Raw genomic sequence first — 17,697 nt, forward strand, 5'->3', positions numbered from 1 at the left:
GCAAACCGCCATGTCGAGCCGCTATGGCCTGTCCATTCGAGCCGCCGACACTGGCGACGTGGACGGATTGGCCGAACTGCTCAGAACTGCAGGCCTGACCCTTGCCCGGGATAAACTTGCCCTGCGTCTGAAGGCCGTTCAGGCCGAGCCCGGCGTCCTGCTGATCGCCGATGAATGGGGCCCGCCGTCAGGCGTCATCGCGGTGCACTGGCATTCGGTTCTGACCGCCGACCTGAAGGTGGGGTGGATCTCCATGCTCCTCGTCGATCCAGACCGGCGGCGAAACGGGGTCGCGCGCCTGCTTCTCAAGGCTGCCTCCCAGGCCGCCCGCTCTGCAGGGTGCGGCGAGCTTGTCCTCAACCCACCGGTCGGGCCCGAGGACCTGCGCACGTTTTGTCTGGCCACGGGCTTTGTCGAAAGCGGCGAGGTTTTCACCCGGGCGTTGAGGAAGCGCAGCTGAGCGCCAGCAGCGGACTCCCGGTCCTCGGTCGGGTGGATGATTTGGAAGGCTGGGGCCCAAGCGCAACCAATACAGCAGTGGCGCTCTACAGTCTCAGGACCGCTTGGTCCTCGGTTGAAAGGATTTTGAAATGGGCAGGCTCGTTCACGCACTACTGGCGACAACCTTGCTGAGCGCGACGGCCGGCGCAGTCCAGGCCCAATCGATGAGTAGCCATGGAACGCCTGGCATGGCTGCCCAGCCGCAGATGAAAACGCCCCGCGACAAGGCCGGCGCGGAAGCGCTGAAATCCGACGGCATGCGCATGAGCCGGGGAATGATGTCGGCTCGCGCGCCGGACATTGATCTGCTTTGGGCCAAGGTGATGATCGCCCACCGCCAGGGCGCCATCGACATGAGCCAGAGCGTTCTGAAGACGGGCGATGATCCTGAAACCCGCAGGCTAGCCCAGGCCTCGATTGACGAAAACACCAAGGCCAAGGCCGACCTTCAGTCCTATGTGCGCAAGCACGGCGGCTGACCAAAGCCCGGGTTTTGGCCCCGCGTCACATACTGGGTGTGCCCCGAACATCCTGGCTGGCGGACACCAGCGCGCGCCCTTCGCTACGAATGCGGATCCACAGGACTGCCGCGTTCAGGATCGAGAACAGGACGGCAAAGCCGATCAATCCAAACGTCAGCGGAAGGACCGCGATCTCGGCGGCCACGACGAGGTAGTTGGGATGCGATACGAAACGGTAGGGTCCGCGTCGCACCAGGTCGGCGCCCGGCAAGGTGATGATCCGCGTGGTCCAGCGGTCACCCAGCGTCGCGATCACCCAGACGCGGGCCATTTGCAGCGCAATGAAGATCGTCAGCAGCAGCAGGTTTGTCGGTCGGTCCCAGGCCAGCAGCCACAATCCCGCCAGCCAGGCCGCGTGCAGGATGACGATGATCGGATAGTGGCCCGCGCCGGTCTCAACCCCGCCCCTGGCTATCAGATGGCGGGTGTTGTGATTGGCCAGCACAAGCTCGCCCAGTCTCTGGACGGTCACCAGGCCAAGGACGACGATCGAAAGGGTCATGCCGCCGACCTTAAGGTGACGGTGCTTGAGGTGAAGCCTGGGCCCAAAGCGGTGACCACAGACCGGTCGGGAAGGCCGGCGCGGCGCGCCCGATCCAGGACATAGAGCACCGTCGGGGCCGACATGTTGCCATGGTCGCGGAGCACCGCGCGTTCATGATCAAGCCGCCCCTGTCCCATCGACAAGGCCGCCTCCATCGCGTCGATGACCTTCATCCCGCCCGGATGGCAGATGAAGCGATCGACGTCGTCCAGACCCAGCTTCTGACTGACCAGCATTTCCTCCATGGCCGGTCGCAGGTTGGCCCGGGCGAAAGGCGGTATGGCGCGGGCAAAGATGACGCCGAGCCCCTGCGGATCGACGCGCCAGCCCATGATGTCCAGCGTTTCGGGCCAGGTGTGTTCGGCCATGCCTTCTACATGCGCGAACCCGCCCTCGTCGCAGCGCAGGACGGCCGCAGCAGCGCCGTCGCCAAACAGCGCAGTCGCCACGATGTCGGCCTTGGAAAGGTCCTCAAGCCGAAAGGCCAAGGTGCACAGCTCGACGATCACCAAAAGGACGACCGCTCCAGGCGTGGCCTTGGCCAGCCGAGCGGCCAGAGCCAGACCCGTAGATCCACCGGCGCAACCCAGGCCGAAGACCGGTACCCGCGCCGCATCCGGCCGAAAGCCGACCCGCGCCATGGCGCGCGCTTCAAGGCTTGGTGTGGCGATGCCGGTCGAAGACACGGTGACGATGATGTCGACATCCGCGCCCTTCAGTCCGGCTTCGTCGAGCGCGGCTTGGGCAGCGTCGACGAACAGATCGACCCCACCGCGAAGATAGGCTTCGTTACGTTCAGGCCAGGATCGCGGCTGCAGGTACCAGTCTATCGGTAAAACCGATTGGCGGGTCGCGATCCCTGCGGTGCCGAAGACCTTGGCCATCCGATCAAATTGCGGAAACTTGTCCTCAAAGAGCCGTCGGGCCACCTCGGCGACCTGCGCCTGCGGCATCTGATGGGGCGGAGACGCTGTGGCAAGCGAGAGTACGGCGACGGGGGCTGACATGAGGCGTCTCTCCGACCAGGCGCTCGCGGCGTGCGTACGCCCCGTCGGTCAGTGGTCGTTCGCTTAACAGGTCGATGTCGCTCAAGGTTCCGCCCAGGCGGATGTGGCCATCGACGATGGAACGTCACCGTCGCCTCCGCATTTGAAAAGCGGCGCAGCCGGGCCCCATCCGGGGCCTGCACGGCCATCGGAAGCGCGCCTTGCCCGACCTCGACGACCCCGCCCGCGTCCCGATCAAGGTTTGGGGCGGCTTCGCCATCATGTGCCTGGGCATGTTCATGGCGATCCTGGACATCCAGATCGTCGCCACCTCAATGCCGACCATCCAGCAGGCTCTGACGATCGCGCCCGACCAGATGAGCTGGATCCAGACCGCCTATCTGATCGCCGAAGTGATCGCCATTCCCCTGACCGGGCTCCTGACGCGCCTTCTGACCATGCGCTGGCTGTTCGTCATCGCCATTGCCGTCTTCAGCCTGGCGTCCTTGGGCTGCGCGACGAGCGACGGCTTCGCCCCCCTGGTCGCATGGCGGGTGCTGCAGGGCTTTTCGGGCGGAACCTTGATCCCGGCGGTGTTCTCGGCGGTCTTCGTCCTCTTTCCCGAGCGGCGTCAGGCCGTGGCCACCACCATTGCCGGGGTGCTCGCCGTCCTGGCCCCAACCGTCGGTCCGATCGTCGGCGGCTGGATCACCGATACCTTTTCCTGGCGCTGGCTCTTCCTTGTGAACGTCGGGCCAGGCCTGGCCTGCGGATTGGCGGCGGCCTGGCTGCTAAGGGTCGGACGCCCTTCGCTAGGCGAGGCTCGCCGGCTGGACGTCCTCTCGCTGGGCTTGCTGGCAGGGTCTCTGGCGACGCTGGTTCTGGCGCTGAAGGACGCGCCGCAACGCGGTTGGGCCTCGCCCCTCGTTATAGGCCTGCTCGCGGTTAGCGTGGCGGCTGGGGCGCTGTTCACACTACGGACCTTGAAGGTGCCGCATCCGATCGTGGATCTGAAAAGGTTCAGCGATCGCAACTTCGCGGTCGGCTGTCTGTTGAGCTTTGTGTTGGGCATAGGCCTCTTCGGCTCTGTCTATCTGATGCCGGTGTTTCTCGCCTTTGTTCGCGGTCATGACGCCTTCGATATCGGCAAGATCATGCTGGTGACCGGCGTGGCTCAACTATTGACCGCGCCGGTCGCCGTCGCGCTGGAGCGCCGCGTCGATCCCCGCCTGCTGACGGGCGCGGGGTTTTTGCTGTTTGCCATCGGCCTTGGCCTCAGCGCTTTCCAGACAGCCGATACCGATTTCGCGCAGATGCTCTGGCCGCAACTGGTGCGCGGGGTGGCGATCATGTTCTGCCTGCTTCCCCCAACGCGTCTGGCCTTGGGTCACCTGGCCGCCGAGCACGTGCCGGACGCGAGCGGCCTTTTCAACCTGATGCGCAACCTCGGAGGTGCCATCGGCCTGGCGTTGATCGACACGGTGATCTATGGCCGCGCGCCGGTGCTGGGCCGGGCGATCGCTGCGCGCCTGGAGGCGGGTGACATCGAAACCGCCAAGGCTGTCGGCATCCCCCTGGACCTGTTCATGGCGCGAGGGTCAGGCCCGGCCGACGCCGACACCGTCGCGATCCTGGCACCGATGGTGCAGCATCTGGCGCTGGTGCAGGCCATCAACGAGGCTTGGGCAATGATCGCCTTCCTGACGTTGGCGGTACTGCTTACCGTTCCGCTGGCACGGTGCACCGCGGTTGATTGAGCCGGTGGCCAACGCCCCGCACCGAGCCGGGTCAATGAGCACGCCCGTCAGGAAGCCTAGGCTTTGAGACCCCAGGGGCCTAAACAGCCGGCAGGCTTGCAGGTATCGGACGACCATGACTTTCCCGCCGACCCGCAATGAAGCCCTCCGCCGTCTCGCCGCATTCGTCCCCCAGGCCGGTCATGCCTATGGGGCCGGACGCAATGTTGATCCTGGTCCTGGCCGGCCGACCGCTGTGTCCAGACTGTCGCCCTATCTGCGTCATCGGCTGATCACCGAGGCAGAGGTCATCGCCGCTGTGCTGACTGAGCATGATGCCAGTGCGGCCGAGAAATATTTTCAGGAGGTACTGTGGCGGACCTACTGGAAGGGATGGCTTGAGGCCCGCCCCTCAGTCTGGGCGCGCTTCTGCGCGGAAAGAGCTCACCAAGCCCAAGCCTTTGCCGGCTCCCGAACCCTCCATGATGCGCAGACCGGCCAGACGGGGCTTGAAGGTTTCGATGACTGGGTGGGTGAGCTGGTGCAGACCGGCTACCTCCACAACCACGCACGGATGTGGTTCGCCTCCATCTGGATTTTCACCCTGAAGCTGCCCTGGTCGCTGGGCGCGGACTTCTTCTTGCGTCATCTGATCGATGCCGATGCGGCGAGCAATACGCTGTCCTGGCGCTGGGTCGCGGGGCTTCAGACGCCCGGCAAGACCTATCTCGCCACGGCCGACAACATCGCCCGCAATACCAATCAGCGATTTGCCCCCAAGGGCCTGGCCACGGAAGCGACCGCACTCACGGAGCCTCTGCGTCCGGGCCCGATCGCCCTGACTGAACAGCGTGTCGCCCCAATTTCCGAACCGGCCATGCTTCTGGTCACTTCGGAGGACATGCATCCGGAGTCCGTCTTTGAAGCCGCGAGCCCCTTCGTGGCCGCAGTTGTCGCGACCGATGGGCAGCGGCTCTGGGGCGAAGCCGCGCGTCGCTTCGTCGAAGCCGCAGCCCTGGATACAACAAAGCGGGTCAGCGCGGCCTTCGGCTGCCCCACAACCCGGCACGATAGCCTGGATGCGGAACGCCTGCTGGCGGCCGCCCGAGCCGCCGGCGTCAGGCACATCGTCACGCCCTATGCTCCGGTAGGCCCCGTCGCTGACGCACTGGCTGCTATCGCATCGAGACTAGCGGTTGAAGGCTTAACGCTGGTACAGGTCAGGCGTCGCTGGGATGAGCGGCTTTGGCCGCACGCGACCAAGGGTTTCTTTCCGTTCAAGGCGAAAGCGATGGCCAGTCTCGCGGCCGGAGACCTCAGCTAGGCCGTGACCTCTTCGCTAGTTTAGGAGCGGATTGACTACTGCCAGTTCGCTCCCGGCTAAGACCGCCCGATCAGCACATACGGTGCAAGGCCAGGCTACGTCGTTTCCAGATATTGGCGTCGTGCCAGGAATCTGCGTGGTAACTCTGAAAGCGCGAGGCGGCCCGGCCTCACGAGCGGGTATCGCCATCAGCGGGTCGTCGTGGGATCGTCGATCAATCGACAGTAAGCAGGTTGGGTGCTTTCGGCGTTGCCGCCAGACCAGGCGTCGGAACCAAAACGGGACGTGACATGATCGAACTCTCAGCCTGCGACGCCTTGGCCGCCATGCGAGCTGGGGATGTATCCGCCGAGGCCTATGCCGAGGCCCTGTTGGCGCAATGCGTGGCCGGCCGCGACCTCAACGCCTTCATCACCCTGGAGCCGGAGGCGGTGCGCGAAGCGGCCCGCGCGGCCGACCAACTGCGTGCGGCCGGCGGATCGCTGGGTCTTCTGCACGGCCTGCCGATCCCGATCAAGGACAGTATCAACACCTGTGACCTGCGCACCACAGCCGGCACGCGGGCGCTGTCCGACTTCCATCCAGCGACGGACGCCACCGCCGTGGCGAAACTGCGCGCGGCGGGCGCCAGCGTGCTGGGCAAGACCAATCTGCACGAACTGTCGTTTGGCTGGACCAGCAACAACCAGGCCTTCGGGGTCGTGCGCAATCCCTACGATCCGCAACGCATACCTGGTGGCAGCAGCGGCGGGACCGCTGCCGCTGTGGCCGCCGGGATGGCGCCCCTGGGCGTGGCGGAGGACACGCAAGGCTCGATCCGCGTACCGGCGGCCCTTTGCGGGGTTAGCGGGTTTCGGCCGACCACGGGCCGCTACCCCAATGACGGGACGGCGCCGATCACGCCGCTGTTCGACCAGATTGGCCCGCACGCGCGCACGGTCGAAGACCTGGTGCTGTTTGACGCCGTGATGACCGGTGATCAGCGGCCGGTGGTGCCGGCGGATCTGCGCGGTCTGCGGCTGGGCATTGCCCGTGGCTTCTATTTCTCGGGCCTCGACCCTGAGGTCGAGCAGCAGATGGACGCGGTGATGGCGCGCCTGCGCGAGGCCGGCGTCGTGCTGGTGGAGGCCGATATTCCTGACCTTGCGGGACTGGTCGCCCAGGTCACAGCGCCGATCCAGATCCACGACGCCGCAGCATCGTGGGTCGCCTATCTGAAAGCCTCGGGTGCGCCCGTGAGCCTCGCCCAGTTGGTTGAGGCCGTCAGCCCTGACGTGAAGGCGGTATTCGAGCGATTTGTGATGCCGGGCGCACCCTTGACGATACCGGAAGCCGCCTATGCCGCTGCCCGCGATGTCCACCGTCCGGCCCTGCAAAGGCTGTTCGCCGACTACTTCGCGCAACAGGGCGTCGCCGCCATGCTGTTTCCGGCCACCATGACCCCGGCCACCCTTATCGGTGAGGACGAGACGGTGATGATCGGCGGCACCGCGATCTCGTTCCAGACGGCAATGGCGCGCAATATCAGCCCGGGCAGCACCGTGGGCCTGCCCGGGCTGGTCCTGCCTACCGGCCTGACCCGGGATACCGGCCTCCCTTTGGCGCTGGAACTTGACGGTCCCGCCGGGGGCGACCGCGACCTGCTCAGCCTCGGTCTTGCCATCCGCGCCCTATTGCCGCCGATGCCGGCGCCTGACCTGGCCGGGCGGCCGACAGGCCTAGCATGAGGGCGAACGAAAGGCACCTGGGGCGGCTGCGGTAGCGCTGGCCAACAGGTTGTGCGGATCGCCTGGGTGCTGATGACTGCGCAAGAGCGCTAACGCTTGCCTTTCGTGACCTGAACGGCCGCCCACCCAGGGCGGTATGGGCGCGCGTATCGTCGCCACGCACCTCCGTCGATAGCCGCTGAGGCCCATACGCCCCTGCCATCGGGCGATGGCCTCAAAGCGTGGCGGGAGCTTCCCGTAAAAAAATGGCCTGTGGTGAACCTGATGCTCGCCCTGCGAGCCCGGTGGAGATGAAGCCTTTGCGGTGTCGATCCTGCGGCCGGATCCTTGCCCGGCCGGCGGTTGATGGCTCCGGTGAAATCGAAGTGGCCTGCCCGCGATGCAAGGCCGTCAATCAGTTTGGTTGAGCGCCCCTGAGCGCCGTTGAAAAGGCGCGCGGCCATGGCAGCGAATTACCTGCTGGATGGCCGGCGATGCTGCTTGGCGCGCGCCGCGCCCACGGCTTTGGCACCGGCCAATTCCACGATCGCGAAACACACCGGGATCAAGCCAATGCGATGATCCGTCGCCACGACTATAGCCACACGATCGTCGCCAATAGCTATGTCCGCCTGGGCGTGTTCATCGACGCCGAGTTGTGGGGGGCTGCAATTTAGCTATGCGATGAACCCGTCATCCGGCGGCGCGGTGGTTGAGGGCACGGCCAATGACCAATATTTCGAACTCAATCGCATGTGGCTCGGTGACGACGCGCCGCGCCTCGGCGAGAGCTGGGAGATTGCCTATGCGGTTCGCTATATTCGCCGCGATTGGCCGTCGGTCAAATAGCTGCAATCCTTTGCCGACGAGCGTTGTGGTCTGAACGGCGCGGTCTATCAGGCCTGCAATTTCGTGTTTGTCGGCGAACACCTTTCGACCTTTTGGGAAGTCGACAGTGCGTATTTCCACAATGTGATCATGACGGCCAAGGGCCGGGGCGCGGGCGAGCTGGGCACCTGGCTGTGCGCCGATGCCGATCGCGCAATCCGGCATGAGCTGCGGCAATTTCGTTATCTGTTCTTCATGGCCCCACGGTTCCGCCGTGGCCTGAAGCTTGCCGTCCAGCCCTTTCCCAAGGCGACCCGTCCATAGGACGAGCCCGTGACCAACGGGTGCGAGCCGGGTGTAACCCCCGGGGGGGCGCTCCAGGCTTTGGTGGGGTGCGAGGCCTTGCGGATCGCGTTCGCAGGGTTGCCATTGGCGCGTTCGTGGGCGGCGTGGAGCAGCCCTAACTTGGCCTTGCCGTCTAACGTTCGCGTGTGATGTCCCCTGGCCCTCGAGCCGGCGGGCCGGAGGGCAGGACGCCAGCCCGGGAGTCCGGTAGGCGCTGGCTACTATCGTCGCAATGGTTGGGCCAGAGGCATGGGCCTTAGCGGCCCGGCCAAGTCCGCACCAGATAGCGCAACTGTTCTGGCTCGTTGGGGCGCGCCAGTTAGGCGGAGAGGGGGCGGCGTTATGAGGCGTCCCCCCTGTTTGCCTTTGACGCGGTTCAGGTCTGATTTCCAGGGGGGGCACCGAAAAGTCGCCTTGCTGCTGTGCGTCACCCCATACTCCGCGCAAGGCAAAGCCCAAACCCACCCGCTCCGCGAAAAATCCTTCGTTGATCATGTTCGTGTCGCAAGGATCGCCCAACCTGATCTCAAGAAGCTCAAAACCGGGCTGAGTTTAGCGTTGCGCTTACCGACTAAGTGCGGGAACAACAAAATCACTCGTTTGTCCTGCTAGATTGAGCAGGGATTGTTTCTGGGGGATCTATGCGAGTAGCGATGACAGGACGATGGGGTGCTGTGCGTGACCTTTAAGCGCAGCACTAACGGTATGCGCAATGCGCCCAGCCCCGACCTCCTGTCGGCGCTGCAGGAAATGCCTGCCGCCGTCCACACCAATAACCCCAAAGGTGCCCAGGAAGCCGCCCACCGGCTTCCCAGTCACGACTTTAAGGCTGGTATCTATGGGGCCGCAAAAGGCCCTTGCGACCGCGTGCTCCTGACGGAGTGGGACGGCTTCCGCGCCAAGTATCTCGCCCCCCCTCAAGCTCTTGGTGACCGCGCCGCTCCTGATCGACCTCTACAATGCCCATCAAGCCAGCATTTTGCACTGCCGCAGGTTCGATTAGATCTCTATCAGTCGGAGTTACCGATGGCGTTCTTGTCGCAACCGCGCAGCTACTCAACTGGAAATTTGGAGATGACCCGTGGCTGATGCGGTCGTGTTTGGTGCCAGCGGATTTATTGGCACCCGATTGACAAAGCGCTTGGCCAGCCGTGGCATCAGTGTCGTTGCGGTGGATGTATTGCCGCCTCGCGAGATCGTGCAGGGCGTGCGTTACGTTTTGCATGATGTTCGACGGCCTATTCCTTCGGATATCGCGGTACAAGGAGCGACGATCTATAATTTGGCTGCGGTGCACCGCACACCTGGCCATCCACCTCATGAGTACTACGAGACCAACGTCTTCGGTGCCCTGAACGTTACAGAATTCGCCGAAACGATCGGCGCGGACATCCTGGTGTTCACCAGCTCCATCTCGGTCTACGGACCTCGAGAGGACGTGGTTGACGAAAATACTCCACCCGCGCCGACCTCGGACTACGGCCGATCCAAGCTAATGGCGGAAGTTATTCACCGGCGCTGGGCCGATGCCTCCGTGAAGCGTCGTCTGGTTGTCGTGAGGCCTGGCGTAGTGTTTGGGCCGGGCGAGAAAGGCAACTATTCCAATCTCGCTGGTGCACTGAAGCGGGGTCTGTTCGCCTATCCCGGGAGAAAGAACACCATAAAAAGCGGTGGCTATGTCGATGAACTGGTCCGAGCGCTGGAATTCGCTCTATCTAAGGATATGGCGAAAATTACGTTCAATTTCGCCTATCCGGCCGAAAGTACGACCGAGGATATCGTCAAGACCTTCGGGCGGGTTTCGTGTGTGAAGGTGCAATATCCTGTATTGCCGATCATGCCCTTGTTGGGCGTCGCTTGGGGATTTGAGATCCTAGCGGCCCTGGGTTTTAAGAACCCGATTCATCGCGAGCGGATCTGGAAGCTGGTGAAGTCGACGCGCATCAAGCCCGAGTGGTTGCTGGCGAATGGCTATCAGTTCGAGACGGACGTCGAGGCCGCGCTGCGCGCTTGGTGGCAAGAGACGCAGGGAACCTTTGCATGACGCGCAACGAACCCTGCCTTCCCCTGGTTGAAGGTGGAGACCTCTCAGGTTCTCTGTTGATACTCAGCAACTACTACCACCCGGAGCCAACAGGCAGCGCGCCACCGATTACAGACTTGTCGGTATGGCTGGCTCAGAACGGCCTAAAACCCGAAGTCCTCGCCGCGCGGCCTAGCTATCCGAAGAACGCCGTCTATGATGGCTACGAAGCGGGACAACACGACCGAGAAGATTTTCAAGGCGTAAATGTGCGCCGAGTAAAATCTTACGTATCCAAGTCGCGTGGTGTAGTTGGGCGGCTGCTCTCCGAAACAAGTTTCGCCTTTGCCGCCGTGTTAGCGCGCAAGCGCAGTTATCGAGCGGTCATCTGTGTCTGTCCATCTGTCTTTGTGGTGTTCGTCGCGCCGTTTTTTCGCGCGAAAGGGGGGCGGCTCGTGGCGATTGTCCACGACATACAATCCGGGCTAGCAGTGGGCCTGAAATTTGGTGCCGTCGAAGCATTGATGCGCGGATTGCGTTGGCTGGAAGCGAGGTCTCTCAATCGCTGCGACGTCGTAATCGCGTTGACGTCCGCGATGGCAGCTGAGCTAAGAAAAATCGGCGTCAAAGTGCCGATTGAGGTGATACCCCCTCAAGTAAACGTCATGGAAATTAAGCCTGTCCGCTACAAAGCCAATGCTCGGCCGCTGCTTCTTTATTCTGGAAATTTGGGCAGAAAGCAGGGATTGGATCAAATCCTTGCGCTAGCTGCTGAGCTGGCAAGACGTGACGTTGTGGTTGACATACTTATCCGAGGTGAGGGATCGGAGCGCTGCGCTTTGGAGGCGCAAGCGAAGCAGGACTCTTTGGGCAACGTTCGCTTTGCTGATCTTGCGCCTCGCGAGGAGCTTAGTGACGCTCTTGGGGAGGCGACTATTCATCTTGTCCCCCAAAGTCCAGGTGGCGCCAATTTTGCGCTACCCAGCAAGATTTTTTCAGTCATGGCAGCAGAGCGTCCGTACGTCGCGACTGCGAGCGTTGGCACTCCTCTTCATCTGATAACGGTTTCCTCAGGGGCGGGTCTCTGTGTAGAGCCAAATGACCCTATGGTGTTTGCTGACGCAGTGGTTCGGCTTCTGGAGGACGAAAAATTGCGCATTGCCTTAGGAGGGGCTGGGCGTCGCTATGTTAAGAACACAGTAGATAGGGAAGTAGTTTCGAGGAAAATAATTTCTACTTTATATCGATGATATTTCTCTCAGCCTCTAAGCGGCAATATGTTGCTGAGGATTTATCTTTTTGGCACCGCAAATCGCAATTGCATTTAATCAGTCCGAATTTGTGAAAATGTCGATAGAGAATCTCGCTGCGTGTCCGGAATTTTTCGGATCAGACGCAGGTATATTTATTGATGTTTAGCGAAATTGGGTCAGAATTATCTCTAATTGAGCAATACTTTTCTGTTATCTGGGCAAACGCCTCGTGAAATGTTACAATGCCTAAAGAAACTCTAGGCATTCGCAGTGCGATATCGGTTGAAATTTCAAGTGTATGTATGCCTTATGGCCAGTTAATTGCGCTTGAAAACGATCTGGCAGTGCCCCCTTCGCATTAGTTTATTTCAATTCAGGAATAGCAATATACAATAATGAACACCGAATATGAATTGTATGCGGAATTTTGTTTTCTAGCTCCGCTAGATACAAAGGGGGCTGCGTTTTCTGCCTTTTTGTCATACTGGGTGTGGGCTAACTGGGAAAGGGCTCGGTCGAATCAAACTAGATTGGTAACCTTTTTGCCAAGAGCTTTTGGGGCCTCCGAGTTTGAGTCGATCGTTTGAGGCCCTCGGAGTTTCCGCTTACTGATTTGCTAAAGTTAGCGCAGAGGAATCTCGTAAATAGTTGGCACATGCAGTGGCGCCGCACGATTGTTCAAGTGGGCGGCGTGTGCGTTTTTCCTTCGCGAAGCTACATTGAAAGCTGGAGCGCCTCTGCCGGTGGCGCGTATGCTAGCGCCGGGAATTCGTTCGGGGTTTTCAGGAAAAAGGAATTCACTGTCCGGAAAGCCGCTTCGAATGCCCGTTAAGGTAGGAATAGATATTCTGGCCATATATCGGGCGCGATCTCGAAGTGAATTCTCCTCTTGAAGGCGATGTCATTTTTTGGTGGGTTAAAACGATTATTAAAGAAAAATTCGGACCAGTCTTAAGATTTGGGTGGGTCTGTACGCCCATATTGGGTAGATTTTATTCTAAATCTACCTTAACAGGAGTATGGGTTAAGCGGGGCCTCTTCCTGCATGGATGGGGGTAGGGGAATCTAACTTGAGCGCACCTATTGCAGTTTTTGGGTTTAACCGGCCAGAGAAACTACGCAACCTCTTTGAAAATCTCAGATTGTGTCGCGGATTTTCTGAAAGTAAAGTCTATGTATTTGTAGATGGTCCGCGTAACGCAACTGATTTTCCGCTTGTGGAAGAGGTAAAGAAAGTTGTTTCGGCCTATGCCGCTCCGGAATGGATCATCCATTTCTCAGAATTAAACAAAGGGTGTCGTTCCTCTATTGTGGACGGAGTAACAAAGGTTTGTGAGGAAAACGATTCGGTCATTGTTATTGAAGACGATCTAAGGCTTTCTACTGCGGCTCTTGATTATTTCAATGAGGGTTTAGATCGCTACAAGGATGTAGATCAAGTTTGGAGTATCTGCGGTTATGGTTATCGAAGTAATATACTAGAGCAACAAAATCGTGCTTTTTTTATGCCCTATGCACATCCTTGGGGGTGGGCAACATGGTCGCGAGCCTGGCAGAAATTCGATGTCGCGCAGCCGACCTTGGATCGACAGTTAATCCAATCTGATACGTTTCGTAGGTTATTCAACATCGGTGGCTTGGTGAACGCCACCGATCTGCTCGAGTTAGAAATGCTAGGTAAGGTTAGTTGTTGGGATGTTCGATGGTATTGGAAGATATTCTCATCTGGCGGTGTTTCACTGTTTCCAACACGAAACTATGTAGAAAATCTAGGTGTTGGCAGCGGAGGAACGCACGCTAGCAGCTTAAACCCTTACTCGTGGATAATGAAGCTCGGCCACCCACTCAATGAGAGCTTGCCAATATTTCCCATCGATGTTTCGTCGGACTTCGAGGCTATTGACATCATGCGCGGGGGACTAGACGCTAAAGTCAGCCGTTTCGTGGCAAAGCTAGGTCGTTGGAAGCGATTGCTGAACTTTAAGCTTGGTAATCCGCCTGCGTAAATTGACGATTGCAGTGGGCAGGCCGAATAAGCGCTTTCGTGTTAGGTTAGTCATCGGTGCCGGTATGGTCACCCAGGCATCGGGTGCATCTCTGTCGTGGCATCGTTAGCCCTATAGCAGACTGTAAATATTTCTGGACAAGTTTTAGGGGATCACGTCGCCCTGACAATAATTTTGCCAAGTTTCCTCACCTTGCATATCTAGGCGCTTGTTTAAGAGGCTGCTGCGAGTTAGCAGGCGTGACCAGTCGCGAATTTTCGCACTGGGGAGCAGTGTGGGTGGGATGCAGCGACTTTTGATCGCCGTTGGCGGACAAGATGGTCATCGCCGAGAGTACATTTCCCTATTTCAGAGAATGGCCTCGGCTAGCGGCGTCATACATGACACCAGAGCTCTTGAGTTTCGCGATGTAATCAATCCTGCGCCGATCTTCTCGCCTATGCTTGAAGAATACACCGCGCGGTTCCTGATCGTTGCCTGGGTGCGCGCTCTTTGGGGGCGTCGCAGTTGCGCCTTGATGTTCCGGCCAGGCGAGGTCGTGCGCGGCGCATCGCTCCGGCTCTTGATCAAGAAGCTGCTGCTAAAGGCCGTGCGTCCTTTTCCCTCTGTGACCATAGTCACTATAATGCCATTCGAGCTGGACCCTGCCTTTTCCGCAATTGCCGATGACTGGATCCATGACCCGCAGTTGTGGGACCTAGATTCAGTTAGCGGGGCAGGGGGCACGCCCTTGGCCAGCGAACTGCGCCGCAAAGCGGCCAACCGTCCGATCGTGGCGGCGATCGGTGCCCAGAACCTTGGAAAAGGATTCGACTATTTCGCCGACTTGTGGGCTCGCGACGCAGGAATCCGCGAGCGGCGCCTTTTCGTCGCCGCAGGCAAGGTGGCCGAAGCTTCCAGACCCGCCGCAGACGCCTTCACAGCGGCCGGTGGGTTGCTGATCGACCGGTTCATCAGCGACGAAGAACTGCTCGATCTGTATCGCGAAGCCGCTCAGGTCTGGGCATGCTATGCGCCCGACTATAATCAAGCCTCTGGCATTTTCGGCCGCGCCGTTCAGACCACCAAACCGGCCTTGGTCCGCCAGGGCTCCTATATGGAACGGTTGGCCGGTTTGCTGGGCCACCCGGTGACAGCTTTGCCGTGGAATGCGCCGGCAGCCGCTGCCAAGCTGTTGCTGACCTCAACACCTCAAGTCCTGCCGACCGGACAGGTCGCGGCGATGCGGGCCCGTAGCATTCAGGTCCTGGGCCGCGCTTTAGGCCTGAATCTCGCTGAGGCCATCGTCCATTGAACCGCGCCGGGCTGAAACGCAATGCGGCGTGGAACATCGCCGAGGTACTGGTCTCGACCCTGGTGCTATTCGTACTGTATCGCCTCATACTAAAGCATCTGGGTGTCAATGCCCTAGGGGTGTGGTCGCTGGTGCTGGCCACCACGTCGCTGGCGCGGGTGGCTGATCTGGGTGCGGCGGGGGGGCTTAGCCGCTATGTTGCGGTCTCGCAGGCGCGGGGGGGCAAGAGCGATGAGGCCTTGATCTATGTCGAGACGGCGCTGATTACCAACGCCCTGTTTTACCTCGTCTTGGGGGCTGCGCTATACTGGCCCGCCAGGTGGGGCCTGGGGCTGACGTTGCAGGGTGCGCCGCTGCTAGAGGCTAGGGCGCTGCTGCCCTTCGCTATTGGCTCATTCGTGCTGCAGAATGTGTCCAATGTTCTGACGGCGGCCCTGATCGGCTTTCACCGCTCGTACCAGAAGAGCATGCTGACCCTGCTGACTCTGGCCGTGCAGTCCGCCGTGGCCTTGGCCACGGTGAAGACCCTGGGCCTGAGCGGCGTAGCCCTTGCCCAGATCATCCAGTATCTGTTGCTGACCGGCCTTGGCTGGTTCTTGGTGGTGCGGGCTACCGATGGCTCCCGATTTGCCCTGCCGTGGCGCATCAGCCTTGCCCCCCTGCGCGAACTAATGGGCTTTGGCCTGCGCCTGCAGGTGCTGAATATCGCGACCTTCCTGTTCGACCCGTTTACCAAATTTGCCTTCTCGTCGCTGGGCGGACTAGGCGCGCTGGGTATGTATGAATTAGTCTCGCGGGGCATCCTGCAGGTCAGGCAATTGGTGGTCGCTCCAGGCCAGAACCTGACCCCCCTGTTCGCGGCGGCTCACGAGCGAGACCCTGCCGAGATGCGCGGCATCTATGAGGATGCATTGGCCGCCATCGCCGCTGTTTCAGGATTGGCGATGCTGGGAATGGCGCTGGGTTCGCCGTTAATCAGCCTAGTCTGGCTGCAGCGCATCGACCCGCTGTTCGTGTCGTTCTCGTTCATCTTGGCTGCCGGCTGGTTCTTAAACACTGTATCGACGCCGGGCTTCTTTTTGGGGCTGGGGGCGGGCCGCTTGCGTTGGAATATCGCCGGCTGCTTGGTGAGCACGCTGGGTAGCCCGGCCCTGGCCGTTCTGTTGGTCAAACCGTTCGGCGGTGTAGGTGTCGCCGCAGGCGCGATGATTGCCATCGCGAGCGGTGGACTACTGACTTGGCGGATGAACTGCTGGGCGTTGGGCGTTCCAATGTTGCCGTCGCACGCGGCTTGGCAGCGTCTGGCGACGGCCGTCACCCGCTTCGGCAAATCCGCCCTAAGGCCAAGAGGACGTCCATGAGGCTGATGCATCTGATCCACACGCCGCGCCATTCGGGCGCGGAGGTTCTGGTTCGCGACCTGTGCTTGCGGCACGCCACCCAGGGCGAAGTCTCCGCGGTAGCGGCCTTTGCTCCGCCTACAGCGGCGTTCCTGCCCGAGCTGGACAAGCTGACAGCTGCGGGCGTAACGCTGGATATTCCCGAGACGACGCTAACGGGGATGGCCCGTGTCAGGGCCTATGCTAGCGCCATCAAGCGCTTCAAGCCTGACGTGATCTTCGGGCATTCTGTCCTACCGTCGCTCTATGGCCGACTGGCGGTATTGATCGCTGGTTCACGAGCCCGCTTTGTCACGGTCTTGCACAGCGCCAGTGACGATTATTCGGACACCAAGCTCCGGTGGGCTGAGCGCTTATTGAAGTGGCGCACAGATGAGATCATCGCGGTTTCCCAGTCCGCAGCCGACACCTATGTAAGGCGATTGCAGCGATCACCGCCAATGCGCATCGTGCCCAATGGCGTGGATCTTGATCGCTTCTATGATGCACGTGACCGACGCCAGGCCATTCGCGAAGCTTTAGGCCTGACTAATGAAGACAGGTTGTTGCTACAGGTGGGGCGCGTGTTGCCGGTCAAGCAGCAACGGTTCACGCTTAGCGCTTTGTTGCCTGCGCTGCACCAGGATCCCCGGCTGAACCTTTGGTTCGCTGGTATCCTCGAGGACGAAGCTTACATGGCGGAACTCGAGGCCGACTTTATGCGTGCCGGCCTAGGCAAGCGCCTGCGCTTTCTAGGGCCACGCTTGGATGTGCCCGACCTACTAAGCGCCGCCGACGTCTATCTGATGCCGTCGCTGTCAGAAGCCCAAGGAATCGCATTACTCGAGGCGATGGCGAGTGGAGTTCCGATCGTGGCGTCTGATATTGAGGGCTTTGCGTTCGCGCGGGGGTTAGAAGGGGTTGATCTGACATATCTGCATGATAACGAAGCGTTTTTAAGCGCCGCGTTGGCGAAGATTGATTTCGTCGGGCGGCTGCATCACGATATGTCGTTCTTTGATATTGCGGAAACGGCGCGTAGTTATTTACGATGATGCTTATTTTATAGAATGTAATAATAAAAACGGTTCAATTTATCGGCGGCTCCCAGTATTATTAATGATATTTCTGTATAGATTTTTGCTATATAAAATCGTTAATATATTCTATTTGAAAAGTCTCTTGCGTTGGAAAATTTAGAAATTGACGAATAAATGCCATCAGAGTTTCTTTTGGCGGGGATACCTTTAA

At 60.2% G+C, this 17,697-nt stretch carries 15 protein-coding genes and 1 pseudogene; 14 read left to right on the top strand and 2 right to left on the bottom strand.

What is annotated here, in order from left to right; all coding sequences use genetic code 11:
- The first annotated feature begins 10 nt into the window (after positions 1-10).
- Together ACW17U_RS03045 and ACW17U_RS03050 are read left to right on the top strand one after the other, a co-directional pair.
- Positions 11-460, top strand: coding sequence for a GNAT family N-acetyltransferase (locus ACW17U_RS03045; protein ID WP_492054797.1), 450 nt, complete (start codon positions 11-13; stop codon positions 458-460).
- A 205-nt stretch (positions 461-665) separates the two neighbouring features.
- Complete coding sequence (locus tag ACW17U_RS03050) at positions 666-980, top strand: DUF305 domain-containing protein (protein ID WP_492054798.1); 315 nt, start codon at positions 666-668, stop codon at positions 978-980.
- Between the two features lie 25 nt (positions 981-1,005).
- On the opposite strand, the gene ACW17U_RS03055 is transcribed toward ACW17U_RS03050, so the two are convergent.
- Both ACW17U_RS03055 and ACW17U_RS03060 read right to left on the bottom strand, forming a co-directional pair.
- Positions 1,006-1,524: an isoprenylcysteine carboxyl methyltransferase family protein gene (locus ACW17U_RS03055; protein ID WP_492054799.1), complete on the bottom strand. Its 519-nt coding sequence runs from the start codon at positions 1,522-1,524 to the stop codon at positions 1,006-1,008.
- The gene (locus tag ACW17U_RS03060; protein ID WP_492054800.1) at positions 1,521-2,573 is read right to left on the bottom strand and encodes a type III polyketide synthase; all 1,053 of its coding nucleotides are present in this window, start codon (positions 2,571-2,573) and stop codon (positions 1,521-1,523) included. The genes ACW17U_RS03055 and ACW17U_RS03060 overlap by 4 nt, the downstream gene beginning before the upstream one ends.
- 200 nt (positions 2,574-2,773) lie before the next feature.
- On the opposite strand from ACW17U_RS03060, the gene ACW17U_RS03065 reads away from it, so the two are divergent.
- From ACW17U_RS03065 to ACW17U_RS03120, 12 genes and pseudogenes are all read left to right on the top strand, one after another.
- Positions 2,774-4,309: a DHA2 family efflux MFS transporter permease subunit gene (locus ACW17U_RS03065; protein ID WP_492054801.1), complete on the top strand. Its 1,536-nt coding sequence runs from the start codon at positions 2,774-2,776 to the stop codon at positions 4,307-4,309.
- Between the two features lie 115 nt (positions 4,310-4,424).
- A complete protein-coding gene (locus ACW17U_RS03070) occupies positions 4,425-5,612 on the top strand; it encodes an FAD-binding domain-containing protein (RefSeq protein WP_492054802.1) in 1,188 nt (395 codons plus the stop codon).
- 290 nt (positions 5,613-5,902) lie between these two features.
- On the top strand, positions 5,903-7,339 hold the full coding sequence (locus ACW17U_RS03075; protein WP_492054803.1) for an amidase family protein: 1,437 nt from the start codon (positions 5,903-5,905) through the stop codon (positions 7,337-7,339).
- Between the two features lie 290 nt (positions 7,340-7,629).
- Positions 7,630-7,746 carry a Com family DNA-binding transcriptional regulator gene (locus ACW17U_RS03080; protein ID WP_492055783.1) on the top strand — a complete coding sequence of 39 codons (117 nt, stop codon included), beginning with the start codon at positions 7,630-7,632 and terminating at the stop codon, positions 7,744-7,746.
- A gap of 150 nt (positions 7,747-7,896) precedes the next feature.
- Positions 7,897-8,470: pseudogene (locus ACW17U_RS03085) on the top strand (Mom family adenine methylcarbamoylation protein).
- A gap of 699 nt (positions 8,471-9,169) precedes the next feature.
- Entirely contained in the window at positions 9,170-9,580 is a 411-nt protein-coding gene (locus ACW17U_RS03090; protein WP_492054804.1) for a UDP binding domain-containing protein, read from the top strand.
- Entirely contained in the window at positions 9,573-10,535 is a 963-nt protein-coding gene (locus ACW17U_RS03095; protein ID WP_492054806.1) for an NAD-dependent epimerase/dehydratase family protein, read from the top strand. Before ACW17U_RS03090 ends, ACW17U_RS03095 begins: the two co-directional genes overlap by 8 nt.
- Entirely contained in the window at positions 10,532-11,764 is a 1,233-nt protein-coding gene (locus tag ACW17U_RS03100) for a glycosyltransferase family 4 protein (protein ID WP_492054808.1), read from the top strand. Before ACW17U_RS03095 ends, ACW17U_RS03100 begins: the two co-directional genes overlap by 4 nt.
- 1,073 nt (positions 11,765-12,837) lie before the next feature.
- Positions 12,838-13,773 carry a hypothetical protein gene (locus ACW17U_RS03105; protein ID WP_492054809.1) on the top strand — a complete coding sequence of 312 codons (936 nt, stop codon included), beginning with the start codon at positions 12,838-12,840 and terminating at the stop codon, positions 13,771-13,773.
- A gap of 283 nt (positions 13,774-14,056) precedes the next feature.
- Positions 14,057-15,067, top strand: coding sequence for a hypothetical protein (locus ACW17U_RS03110; RefSeq protein ID WP_492054810.1), 1,011 nt, complete (start codon positions 14,057-14,059; stop codon positions 15,065-15,067).
- Complete coding sequence (locus ACW17U_RS03115; RefSeq protein ID WP_492054811.1) at positions 15,064-16,428, top strand: lipopolysaccharide biosynthesis protein; 1,365 nt, start codon at positions 15,064-15,066, stop codon at positions 16,426-16,428. The genes ACW17U_RS03110 and ACW17U_RS03115 overlap by 4 nt, the downstream gene beginning before the upstream one ends.
- Positions 16,425-17,501 (top strand): glycosyltransferase family 4 protein, encoded by a 1,077-nt coding sequence (locus tag ACW17U_RS03120; RefSeq protein WP_492054812.1) that lies wholly within the window; start codon positions 16,425-16,427, stop codon positions 17,499-17,501. The genes ACW17U_RS03115 and ACW17U_RS03120 overlap by 4 nt, the downstream gene beginning before the upstream one ends.
- The last annotated feature ends 196 nt before the right edge of the window (positions 17,502-17,697 follow it).

Source organism: Caulobacter sp. AVps16, assembly GCF_058681455.1.